Genomic DNA, 11462 nt, shown 5'->3' with positions numbered 1-11462 from the left:
GTAAATGTCTGATCTTAGGCAGGGAAATCGCAGCATCAGATATATAATGGAGGAGATAAATAAACAGACCCGTAGGCATACAAATTATTTATATAATTACTCACACATCTGCATTCACTCTTAAAAAACAAGGCCCCTGCTTTTCCTTTTAACCGAATGTAAGAACATTAAGGAAATACGACTTCGGCATCAGTCAAGTTCTGACGCCAAAGCAGGACAACAAAGCCAAACCGATATGACCAACGAGCGGGTCAATTAACGAAACTGATAAGATCTCCAGCCATGGACACCATTCAGACAATTCCAGACAGTGTTCCACATTTCCTCCATTTTTCTGCCGGGTAGCCTGACTAAACTAGTATCATTCCCCGAAGTGTTTCAGGATGAGAACGTAAAACGATGAAAGGCAGTAACAAATCCCGCTGGGCTATCGCCGCTGGCATCATTGTGGTGGTCCTTGCCGCCGCCTGGTACTGGCACAGTCAATCCGCGAAGACCCCTGCATCCTCGGGGGCGAGCAGCTCATCTCCGCGCGCGGCGGGTGGTGGCCGCCACGGTATGCGCGGCGCGGCGCTGGCCCCCGTGCAGGCAGCGACCGCCGTCAACAAAGCCGTTCCGCGTTATCTCACCGGGCTTGGCACCATTACTGCGGCCAATACCGTCACCGTGCGCAGCCGGGTAGAGGGGCAGCTGATGGCGCTTCACTTCCAGGAAGGCCAGCAGGTTAAGGCCGGTGATTTACTGGCAGAGATCGACCCAAGCCAGTTCAAAGTCTCGCTCGCTCAGGCGCAGGGGCAGCTTGCCAAAGACAAAGCCACCTTAGCCAACGCCCAGCGCGATCTCGCCCGCTATCAGCAACTGGTGAAAACCAACCTGGTGTCGCGTCAGGAACTGGACACTCAGCAGTCGCTGGTCAGTGAAACCCGAGGCACGATCAAAGCAGACGAAGCAGCGGTCGCCAGCGCCCAGCTGCAGCTCGACTGGAGCCGCATTACCGCGCCGATTGACGGACGCGTCGGCCTGAAGCAGGTTGATATCGGTAACCAGATCTCCAGCGGCGATACCACGGGCATCGTGGTCATTACCCAGACTCACCCCATCGATTTAGTCTTTACCCTGCCGGAGAGCGACATCGCCACCGTGGTGCAGGCGCAAAAAGCCGGTAAAGGGCTGGTGGTTGAAGCCTGGGACCGCACCAACAAACAGAAACTCAGCGAAGGAGCTCTGCTGAGCCTCGATAACCAGATTGATACCACCACCGGTACCATCAAGCTGAAAGCACGCTTTAGCAATCAGGATGATGCGCTTTTCCCGAATCAGTTCGTTAATGCGCGCATGCTGGTCTCTACCGAAGAAAACGCGGTAGTGATCCCAACGGCAGCGCTGCAGATGGGTAACGAAGGCAACTTCGTCTGGGTGCTGAACGATGACAACCAGGTCAGCAAGCATCTGGTGAAAACCGGGATTCAGGATAGTCAGACGGTGGTGATTAGCGCCGGGCTCTCCGCAGGCGATCGGGTAGTGACCGACGGCATCGACCGTCTCACTGAAGGGGCGCGCGTCGAAGTGGTCGAGGCGCATGGCACGACCACCAGCGAACAGCCGGCGAAACGCGAGCACGCTAAACAGGGAGCCAGCGCCTGATGCAGGTCATGCCACCGAGCGCGACAGGTGGGCCATCACGCCTGTTTATTATGCGCCCCGTCGCCACCACGCTGTTGATGGTGGCCATTTTGCTGGCCGGGATAATTGGTTATCGCTTTCTGCCCGTGTCGGCGCTGCCGGAAGTGGATTACCCTACGATTCAGGTGGTCACGCTCTACCCTGGCGCCAGCCCGGACGTGGTGACGTCGGCCATTACCGCGCCGCTGGAGCGCCAGTTTGGGCAGATGTCCGGCCTGAAGCAGATGTCCTCGCAAAGCTCTGGGGGGGCATCGGTGGTGACGCTGCAATTTCAGCTGACGCTCTCGCTGGACGTTGCCGAGCAGGAGGTGCAGGCCGCGATCAACGCCGCCACCAACCTGCTGCCGTCTGACCTGCCTAATCCGCCGGTCTACAGCAAGGTCAACCCGGCCGATCCGCCAATCATGACGCTGGCCGTCACCTCCTCCGCCATGCCGATGACGCAGGTGGAAGATATGGTTGAAACCCGCGTGGCACAGAAGATTTCACAGGTAACGGGCGTCGGTCTGGTGACCCTGGCGGGCGGACAACGTCCTGCCGTGCGCGTGAAGCTTAACGCGCAGGCGATTGCCGCGCTGGGGTTAACCAGCGAAACCATTCGTACCGCCATCACCAGCGCCAACGTCAACTCGGCCAAAGGCTCGCTGGACGGGCCAACCCGCGCGGTCACGCTTTCGGCCAACGATCAGATGCAGTCAGCCGATGAGTATCGCCAGCTGATTGTCGCCTACCAGAATGGCGCGCCAATTCGCCTCGGCGACGTGGCGACCGTAGAACAAGGCGCGGAAAACAGCTGGCTTGGCGCGTGGGCCAACAAGCAGCAGGCGATTGTCATGAACGTTCAGCGCCAGCCGGGTGCGAACATCATCGAGACCGCCGACAGCATTCGTGCCATGCTGCCGCAACTGATTGAAAGCCTGCCGAAATCGGTCAGCGTGAAGGTGCTTTCCGACCGCACCACCAACATTCGCGCCTCCGTTACCGACACCCAGTTCGAGCTGATGCTGGCGATTGCGCTGGTGGTCATGATTATCTACCTGTTCCTGCGCAACGTGCCGGCCACCATTATTCCCGCCGTTGCCGTACCGCTCTCGCTGGTCGGAACCTTTGCGGTGATGGTGTTCCTTGATTTCTCGATCAACAACCTGACGCTGATGGCCCTGACCATCGCCACCGGATTCGTGGTGGATGACGCCATCGTGGTGATCGAGAACATTTCGCGCTACATCGAGAAAGGCGAGAAGCCCCTCGCCGCCGCGCTGAAGGGGGCGGGCGAGATCGGCTTTACCATTATCTCCCTCACCTTCTCGCTGATTGCGGTGCTGATCCCGCTGCTGTTTATGGGCGATATCGTCGGACGGCTGTTCCGGGAGTTTGCCGTCACCCTGGCGGTGGCGATCCTGATCTCCGCCGTGGTGTCGCTGACGCTGACCCCGATGATGTGCGCCCGCATGCTGAGCGTGGAGTCCCTGCGCAAGCAAAACCGTTTCTCGCGCGCCTCAGAGCGGATGTTCGAACGCATCATCGCCGCCTACGGCCACGTGCTGGCGAAGGTGCTGAACCACCCGTGGGCGACGCTTGGTGTTGCCCTGGGTACGCTGGCGCTCAGCGTGATGCTGTGGATTTTCATCCCGAAAGGCTTCTTCCCGATTCAGGACAACGGCATTATTCAGGGTACGTTACAGGCCCCGCAGACCGTATCGTTCGCCAACATGGCACAGCGCCAGCAGCAGGTGTCGGAGATCATCATGAAAGATCCGGCGGTGGAAAGCCTCACCGCCTACGTGGGCGTCGACGGCACTAACCCGTCGCTGAACAGCGCGCGCCTGCAGATCAACCTCAAACCGCTTGATGACCGCGACGATCGCATCAACACGGTGATCCAGCGCCTGCAAAACGCGGTGGCGAAGGTGCCGGGCATCGAACTCTACCTGCAGCCGATTCAGGATTTAACCATTGATACCCAGGTGAGCCGCACTCAGTACCAGTTTACTCTGCAGACCACCAGCCTGGAGGCGCTCAGTACCTGGGTGCCGCAGCTGGTTGATACTCTGCGCGGCCTCCCGCAGCTCTCCGACGTCAGCAGCGACTGGCAGGATAAAGGGCTGGCGGCCTACGTTAACGTCAACCGTGACACCGCCAGCCGTCTGGGCATTTCCATGGCGGACGTGGATAACGCACTGTACAACGCCTTTGGCCAGCGCCTGATCTCCACTATTTATACGCAGGCGAACCAGTACCGCGTGGTGCTGGAGCACAACACCGGGAACACGCCCGGGCTTGCCGCGCTGGACACCGTACGCCTGACCAGTAAGGACGGCGGCATCGTGCCGCTCAGCGCCATTGCCAGCGTGGAGGAGCGCCACACCCCGCTGACCATCAACCATCTGGATCAGTTCCCGTCGACCACCATTTCGTTTAACGTCCCGGACGGATACTCGCTGGGCGAGGCGGTGGAAGCGATCCAGCACGCCGAAAAAAACCTCGGCTTCCCGACGGATATACAGACCCAGCTCCAGGGGAGCACGCTGGCGTTCCAGGCGGCGCTGGGCAGCACCATCTGGCTGATCGTGGCCGCCGTGGTGGCAATGTACATCGTGCTGGGCGTACTGTATGAAAGCTTTATTCACCCGATCACCATCCTCTCCACCCTGCCGACGGCGGGCGTCGGGGCGCTGTTAGCGCTGATGCTGGCGGGCAGCGAGCTGGACGTGATTGCGATTATCGGCATCATTCTGCTCATCGGTATCGTCAAGAAAAACGCCATCATGATGATCGACTTCGCCCTTGCCGCCGAGCGCGAACAGGGAATGTCGCCGCGCGATGCGATCTTCCAGGCCTGTCTGCTGCGTTTTCGTCCGATCCTGATGACCACCCTCGCCGCCCTGTTAGGCGCGCTGCCGCTGATGCTAAGTACCGGCGTCGGGGCCGAGCTGCGGCGTCCTTTAGGGATCGGTATGGTCGGCGGTCTGCTGGTCAGCCAGGTGCTGACGCTGTTTACCACGCCGGTGATCTACCTGCTGTTTGACCGTCTGGCCCTGTGGACCAAAAGCCGCTTCCCGAAACGTGAAGAGGAGGCGTAAGTGAAGTTTTTCGCGCTCTTCATTTACCGCCCGGTGGCGACGATATTGATTTCGCTCGCCATCACCCTGTGCGGCGTACTCGGCTTCCGGCTGTTGCCGGTAGCCCCGCTGCCGCAGGTGGACTTCCCGGTGATCATGGTCAGCGCCTCGCTGCCTGGTGCGTCGCCGGAAACCATGGCCTCGTCGGTCGCCACGCCGCTGGAGCGGTCACTCGGGCGCATTGCGGGGGTCAACGAAATGACCTCCAGCAGTTCGCTGGGCAGCACGCGTATTATCCTTGAGTTCAACTTCGACCGGGATATCAACGGCGCAGCGCGCGACGTGCAGGCAGCGATCAACGCCGCGCAGAGCCTGCTGCCGAGCGGTATGCCGAGCAGGCCGACCTATCGCAAAGCCAACCCGTCCGACGCGCCAATCATGATCTTAACGCTCACCTCGGACACCTATTCCCAGGGCGAGCTGTATGACTTTGCCTCTACCCAACTCGCGCAGACCATCGCCCAGATCGACGGCGTGGGCGACGTGGACGTGGGCGGTAGCTCCCTGCCCGCCGTGCGCGTGGGGCTCAACCCGCAGGCGCTGTTCAACCAGGGCGTGTCGCTGGACGACGTGCGTTCCGCCATCAGCAACGCTAACGTGCGCAAACCGCAGGGGGCGATTGAAGACAGCAGCCACCGCTGGCAGATCCAGACAAACGATGAACTCAAAACCGCCGCGGAATACCAGCCGCTGATTATTCACTACAACAACGGCGCGGCGGTGCGTCTGAGCGATATCGCCAGCGTGACCGATTCGGTGCAGGACGTGCGCAACGCCGGGATGACCAATGCCAAACCGGCGATTCTGCTGATGATCCGCAAGCTGCCGGAAGCCAACATTATCCAGACGGTGAACAGCATTCGCGCGCGACTGCCGGAGCTGCAGGAGACCATTCCGGCAGCGATAGACCTGCAGATTGCCCAGGATCGTTCCCCGACGATCCGCGCCTCGCTTGAAGAGGTTGAGCAGACGCTGATCATCTCCGTCGCGCTGGTGATCCTGGTGGTCTTCCTGTTCCTGCGCTCGGGCCGCGCGACGCTGATCCCGGCCGTTGCCGTACCCGTGTCGCTAATCGGCACCTTTGCTGCCATGTACCTGTGCGGCTTCAGCCTCAACAACCTGTCGCTGATGGCGCTGACCATCGCCACCGGCTTCGTGGTGGATGATGCGATAGTGGTGCTGGAAAACATCTCACGCCACCTCGAAGCGGGCATGAAGCCGCTGCAGGCGGCGCTGCAGGGCACGCGCGAGGTCGGCTTTACGGTGCTCTCCATGAGCCTGTCGCTGGTAGCGGTATTCCTGCCGCTGCTGCTGATGGGCGGGCTTCCTGGCCGCCTGCTTCGCGAATTTGCCGTCACGCTTTCCGTCGCGATTGGTATCTCGCTGGTGATCTCACTCACCCTCACGCCGATGATGTGCGGCTGGATGCTCAAACGCAGCAAACCACACACCCAGCCGCGCCGTAATGGCTTTGGCCGCGTGCTGATGGCGATGCAGGAAGGCTACGGCAAATCGCTGAAATGGGTGCTGAACCACACCCGCATCGTCGGGCTGGTGCTGGTGGGCACCATCGCGCTGAACGTCTGGATGTATATCTCCATCCCGAAAACCTTCTTCCCGGAACAGGATACCGGGGTGCTGATGGGCGGTATTCAGGCCGACCAGAGCATCTCCTTCCAGGCGATGCGCGGCAAGCTGCAGGACTTTATGAAGATTATTCGTGAAGACAAAGCCGTGGATAACGTCACCGGTTTTACCGGCGGGTCGCGCGTGAACAGCGGGATGATGTTTATCACCCTGAAATCGCGGGATGAGCGTAACGAAACCGCGCAGCAGGTGATCGACCGGCTGCGGGTCAAGCTCGCCAAAGAGCCGGGTGCAAACCTGTTTTTGATGGCCGTTCAGGATATCCGCGTCGGCGGACGTCAGGCCAACGCCAGCTATCAGTACACCCTGCTCTCGGATGATTTAGCCGCGCTGCGCGAGTGGGAGCCGAAGATCCGCAAGGCCCTGGCTGCTCTGCCGCAGTTGGCCGACGTGAACTCCGACAGCCAAAACAACGGCGCGGAGATGAACCTGACCTACGATCGCGAAACCATGTCGCGGCTGGGTATTGACGTGGCGGCGGCCAACAGCCTGCTGAACAACGCCTTTGGTCAGCGTGAAATCTCCACCATCTACCAGCCGATGAACCAGTACAAGGTGGTGATGGAGGTCGATCCGCGCTACACCCAGGACATCAGCGCGCTGGACAAAATGTTTGTGATTAACAGCGACGGCAAGGCGATCCCGCTCTCCTACTTTGCCAGCTGGCAGCCCGCGAACGCGCCGCTGTCGGTGAACCATCAGGGGCTGTCGGCGGCATCGACGGTCTCCTTCAACCTGCCGACCGGCTCGTCGCTGTCTGAAGCGAGCGATGCCATTAACCGCACCATGATCCAGCTTGGCGTGCCCTCTACGGTGCGCGGCAGCTTTGCCGGTACCGCGCAGGTATTCCAGGACACGATGAACTCGCAGGTGATCCTGATCCTCGCGGCGATTGCGACGGTCTATATCGTGCTCGGCGTGTTGTATGAGAGCTACGTCCATCCGCTGACCATCCTCTCGACGTTACCGTCGGCGGGCGTGGGGGCGCTGCTGGCGCTGGAATTGTTCGGCGCGCCGTTCAGCCTCATCGCGCTGATTGGTATCATGCTATTAATAGGCATTGTGAAGAAAAACGCGATCATGATGGTCGACTTCGCGCTGGACGCCCAGCGCAACGGCAACCTGACGCCGGAAGAGGCCATATTCCAGGCCTGCCTGCTGCGTTTTCGCCCGATCATGATGACCACGCTGGCGGCGCTGTTTGGCGCGCTGCCGCTGGTCATTTCCGGTGGCGACGGGTCCGAACTGCGCCAGCCGCTGGGGATCACCATTGTTGGCGGGCTGGTGATGAGCCAGCTGTTGACGCTCTACACCACGCCGGTGGTCTATCTGTTTTTCGACCGTCTGCGGCTGCGTTTTTCACGTAAAAACAGAACAACGGTGACCGAGTAAATGACCGATCTTCCCCGTCAGGTTCGCTGGCAGCTATGGATAGTGGCGTTCGGCTTCTTCATGCAGTCGCTGGACACCACCATCGTGAATACCGCCCTCCCCTCCATGGCGAAAAGCCTGGGGGAAAGCCCGCTGCACATGCATATGGTGATCGTCTCCTATGTGCTGACGGTGGCAGTAATGCTCCCCGCCAGCGGCTGGCTGGCGGATAAAGTCGGGGTGAGAAATATCTTTTTCACCGCCATCGTGCTGTTTACCGTGGGATCGCTGTTTTGCGCCCAGGCGAACACGCTCGATCAGCTAATTATGGCCCGCGTCTTACAGGGCGTTGGCGGCGCGATGATGGTGCCTGTGGGGCGGCTAACGGTAATGAAAATAGTCCCGCGCGAGCAGTATATGGCGGCGATGACCTTCGTGACGCTCCCCGGCCAGGTGGGGCCGCTGCTCGGCCCGGCGCTGGGCGGGATTCTGGTGGAGTACGCCTCGTGGCACTGGATCTTCTTGATCAACCTGCCGGTCGGCATCGTGGGGGCGATCGCCACCCTGATGCTGATGCCGAACTACACCATGCAAACCCGGCGCTTCGACGTCTTTGGCTTTATCCTGCTGGCCGCCGGGATGGCCACGCTGACGCTGGCGCTCGACGGGCAGAAAGGGCTGGGGATTTCCTCTCTGACCCTGGGGATACTGGTCGCCCTCGGCATCACCGCCATTCTGTGGTATCTGTGGCATGCCAGAGGGAACGACAAAGCGCTGTTTAGCCTTCATCTGTTTAAAAACCCCACCTACCGCCTTGGCCTGTTCGGCAGCTTCGCCGGGCGCATCGGCAGCGGCATGCTGCCGTTTATGACGCCGGTCTTTTTGCAGATTGGACTGGGCTTTTCGCCGTTCCACGCGGGCCTGATGATGATCCCGATGGTGCTCGGCAGCATGGGCATGAAGCGCATCGTGGTGCAGGTGGTCAACCGCTTCGGCTACCGCCGGGTGTTGGTCGCCGCCACGCTTGGGCTGGCGCTGGTAAGCCTGCTGTTTATGGCCGTGGCGCTGATGGGCTGGTATTACGCGCTGCCGTTGGTGCTGTTCTGCCAGGGCATCATTAACTCCATGCGCTTCTCGTCGATGAATACCCTGACGCTGAAAGACCTGCCGGACGAGCTGGCAAGCAGCGGTAACAGCCTGCTGTCGATGATTATGCAGCTCTCAATGAGCGTGGGCGTGACCATGGCGGGCATCCTGCTCGGCATGTACGGCCAGCAGCATCTCAGCGTTGACACCCCGGGCGCGCATCAGGTGTTTTTATATACCTATCTCAGCATGGCGGTGATTATCGCCCTGCCCGCCTTTATCTTCGCCAGAGTCCCGAACGATACCCGTAAGAATGTCGTGATCCGACGCGGCAAAAGGAGTGCACCATGAAATTCTGGCGTCCGGGCATCACCGGCAAGCTGTTTGTCGCGATTTTTGCCACCTGTATCGTTCTGCTGATCACCATGCACTGGGCGGTGCGGGTCAGCTTCGAGCGCGGCTTTATCGACTACATCAAGCACGGCAACGAGCAACGCCTGCAGGGCTTAGGCGATGCGCTTGGCGAGCAGTACGCCCTGCACGGGAACTGGCGTTTTCTGCGCAATAACGACCGCTTCGTGTTTCAGATCCTGCGTTCGCTGGAGCACGATAACGATGACGACCGCCCCGGCCCCGGCATGCCGCCGCACGGCTGGCGCACCCAGTTCTGGGTGATTGACCAGGAGATGCGCGTGCTGGTTGGCCCGCGCGCGCCGGTTCCGCCCGACGGCTCAAAGCGCGCCATCAGGGTTAACAATGAGACCGTCGGCTGGGTCATCGCCTCCCCGGTCGAGCGTCTGACGCGCAACACGGATATCAACTTTGACCGCCAGCAGCGCCAGACCAGCTGGCTGATTGTCGCCCTCTCCACCCTGCTGGCCGCACTTGCCACCTTCCCGCTGGCGCGCGGCCTGCTTGCGCCGGTAAAACGTCTGGTAGAAGGCACCCACAAGCTGGCCGCCGGGGATTTCTCCACCCGCGTGGATACCCGCAGCCAGGATGAGCTGGGCAAGCTGGCCCAGGACTTCAACCAGCTCGCCAGCACGCTGGAGAAAAACCAGCAGATGCGCCGCGATTTTATGGCCGACATTTCCCACGAACTGCGCACCCCGCTGGCGGTGCTGCGCGGCGAGCTGGAGGCGATTCAGGACGGCGTGCGCCAGTTTACGCCTGAATCGGTGGCGTCATTACAGGCCGAGGTCGGGACGCTCACCAAGCTGGTGGACGACCTGCACCAGCTCTCAATGTCCGACGAGGGCGCGCTGGCCTACCAAAAAGCGCCAGTGGACGTGATTAACATTCTTGAAGTGGTCAGCGGCGCATTCCGGGAACGCTTTGCCAGCCGCAACCTGAAAATTGACCTCTCGCTACCGGACAGCGCCGTGGTGTTTGGCGACCCCGACCGCCTGATGCAGTTGTTCAATAACCTGCTGGAAAACAGCCTGCGCTATACCGACAGCGGTGGCGGGCTACTTATCTCTGGCAAACAAGAGAACGGACGCTTCGCCCTGACCTTTGCCGATTCCGCCCCCGGCGTGCAGGACGCGCAGCTGGAAAAATTATTCGAGCGCTTTTACCGCACCGAAGGCTCGCGCAACCGCGCCAGCGGCGGCTCCGGGCTGGGGCTGGCGATCTGCGTTAACATCGTCGAAGCCCACAACGGCACGATCCGCGCCGCCCATTCGCCATTTGGCGGGGTTAGCATTACAGTAGAGTTACCTCTGGAACGGGATTTATCGAGAGAAGCATGACCGAATTACCGATTGACGAAAACACACCGCGCATTCTTATCGTGGAAGACGAGCCTAAGCTTGGGCAACTGCTTATCGATTATTTACGCGCCGCAGGCTATGCCCCCACGCTGATTAATCATGGCGACCAGGTGCTCCCCTATGTGCGCCAGACTCCGCCGGACCTGATCCTGCTGGACCTGATGTTGCCGGGCACCGACGGCCTGACCCTGTGCCGGGAAATCCGCCGCTTTTCAGACGTGCCCATCGTCATGGTGACCGCCAAAATCGAAGAGATCGATCGCCTGCTGGGTCTCGAAATTGGCGCTGACGATTACATCTGCAAACCCTACAGCCCACGCGAAGTGGTTGCCCGCGTGAAAACTATCCTGCGCCGCTGCAGGCCGCAGCGCGAGCTGCAGGTGCTGGACGCGGAAAGCCCGCTGATTGTCGACGAAAGCCGTTTCCAGGCCAGCTGGCGCAGCAAGCTTCTGGACCTTACCCCTGCCGAGTTTCGCCTGCTGAAAACCCTCTCTCACGAGCCGGGGAAGGTTTTCTCCCGCGAACAGCTGTTGAACCACCTGTACGATGATTACCGCGTGGTGACCGACCGCACCATCGACAGCCATATCAAAAACCTGCGCCGCAAGCTGGAAGCGCTCGACGCTGACCAGTCGTTTATCCGCGCGGTGTACGGTGTCGGGTATCGCTGGGAAGCGGATGCGTGCAGGATAATGTGAGGTTACTCCCCTCACCCTGACCCTCTCCCCTGGGAGAGGGGACTGTACAGAGCCCTCTTTCACCCTCGCCCGTTCGGGTGGGG

The 11462-nt window shown here is 60.5% G+C and carries 6 protein-coding genes; all 6 read left to right on the top strand.

Annotated elements, in window-relative coordinates; translation table 11 throughout:
- Positions 1–399 precede the first annotated feature (399 nt).
- From ACWKX3_RS01870 to baeR, 6 genes are read left to right on the top strand one after another with little or no spacing between them, the layout of a single operon-like run.
- Entirely contained in the window at positions 400–1644 is a 1245-nt protein-coding gene (locus ACWKX3_RS01870) for an MdtA/MuxA family multidrug efflux RND transporter periplasmic adaptor subunit (RefSeq protein ID WP_454541175.1), read from the top strand.
- Positions 1644–4766, top strand: coding sequence for an MdtB/MuxB family multidrug efflux RND transporter permease subunit (locus ACWKX3_RS01865; RefSeq protein ID WP_454541174.1), 3123 nt, complete (start codon positions 1644–1646; stop codon positions 4764–4766). The genes ACWKX3_RS01870 and ACWKX3_RS01865 overlap by 1 nt, the downstream gene beginning before the upstream one ends.
- Positions 4767–7844, top strand: coding sequence for a multidrug efflux RND transporter permease subunit MdtC (mdtC, locus tag ACWKX3_RS01860; RefSeq protein WP_454541173.1), 3078 nt, complete (start codon positions 4767–4769; stop codon positions 7842–7844).
- Positions 7845–9260 carry an MFS transporter gene (gene mdtD, locus ACWKX3_RS01855; protein WP_088208121.1) on the top strand — a complete coding sequence of 472 codons (1416 nt, stop codon included), beginning with the start codon at positions 7845–7847 and terminating at the stop codon, positions 9258–9260.
- The gene (gene baeS, locus ACWKX3_RS01850) at positions 9257–10660 is read left to right on the top strand and encodes an envelope stress sensor histidine kinase BaeS (RefSeq protein WP_006176338.1); all 1404 of its coding nucleotides are present in this window, start codon (positions 9257–9259) and stop codon (positions 10658–10660) included. Before mdtD ends, baeS begins: the two co-directional genes overlap by 4 nt.
- Positions 10657–11379, top strand: a complete 723-nt coding sequence (baeR, locus tag ACWKX3_RS01845) for an envelope stress response regulator BaeR (RefSeq protein WP_058609798.1) — start codon at positions 10657–10659, stop codon at positions 11377–11379. Before baeS ends, baeR begins: the two co-directional genes overlap by 4 nt.
- Positions 11380–11462: the final 83 nt, after the last annotated feature.

The organism is Enterobacter sp. UPMP2052, from assembly GCF_053709675.1.
This window is presented reverse-complemented; position numbering and strand designations above follow the sequence as displayed.